We start from the raw sequence: 924 nt of genomic DNA, 5'->3' as shown, positions 1-924 counted from the left end.
GGCAGATAACCCAGTTCGTCGAGGATGACCAGATCCATGCGCAGCAGTGCCTGGGCGATCCGCCCGGCTTTGCCGTCGTGTTTTTCGCGCTCCAGCAGATTGACCAGATCGACCGTGGAGTAGAAGCGCACGCGCTTACCGTGCCGGGTGATGCCGGACACGGCCAGCGCGGTGGCTAGGTGGGTTTTACCGGTGCCTGGCCCACCGATCAGCACCACGTTCTGCGCGGTGTCGGTAAAGCTCAGATTGGCCAGCTCGCTGATCAAGCGAGCGTCGGCGCTGGAGGCGCTGAAGTCGAAGCCGGCCAGATCGCGGTGCATCGGCAACTTGGCCATGTTCATCTGGTGGCTCACCGAGCGCATGGCGCGATCTGTGTGCTCTTGTTCCAGCAGGTGTTCGAGCAGCCACTTGGACGAGGCTGTGTTCGACTCACCCTGTGCAGTTAACTCCGCCCAGGCCGTGGCCATGCCGTGCAGGCGCAGCTCCTTGAGTTCCGCCATCAAATCACGCATGACCGACCTCCTCGGCCTGGCCACGCAGGCGGTCGTAGCGCGCCGTGTTAGCGACGGGGGCTTCCTTGAGCGACAAGTGGGTTTCGACGCTGGGTGGTGGTTCGGATGCTGTCAGCCGTGCCACGACATTGAGGATGTGTTCGGCGCTCAGGCTGCCGCTCTCCAGTACCAGCTCAACGGCTACCAGCACGGCATCGAGCCCGGCGACCGGTACGGCAGCCAGAACTTGCGCCATGATCCGGTCACCGCCGGCATGACGCCCCAGACCGTGCTTAAGCTGACGCAGCGGCGCCGGCAGATCAGCAAAGGGCGCGCCGTTGCGCAGCGCACCGGGCTTGCGTTCGATCAGCGGGAGGTAGTGCTGCCAGTCATAGCTGACCTGGTCGCGATCCAGCAAGCGGACATGGCTGGC

General features: G+C 64.3%; 2 pseudogenes. Both read right to left on the bottom strand.

Features of this window, described 5'->3' with window-relative positions:
• Window positions 1-512 (bottom strand): annotated as a pseudogene (gene istB, locus HMPREF3096_RS24010) (IS21-like element ISPst3 family helper ATPase IstB); the annotation flags it as partial.
• Window positions 505-924: pseudogene (locus tag HMPREF3096_RS24005) on the bottom strand (IS21 family transposase); the annotation flags it as partial. The pseudogenes HMPREF3096_RS24005 and istB, both read right to left, overlap by 8 nt.

Source organism: Klebsiella sp. HMSC25G12, assembly GCF_001807705.1.
Classification (GTDB): domain Bacteria; phylum Pseudomonadota; class Gammaproteobacteria; order Enterobacterales; family Enterobacteriaceae; genus Klebsiella; species Klebsiella variicola.
This window is presented reverse-complemented; position numbering and strand designations above follow the sequence as displayed.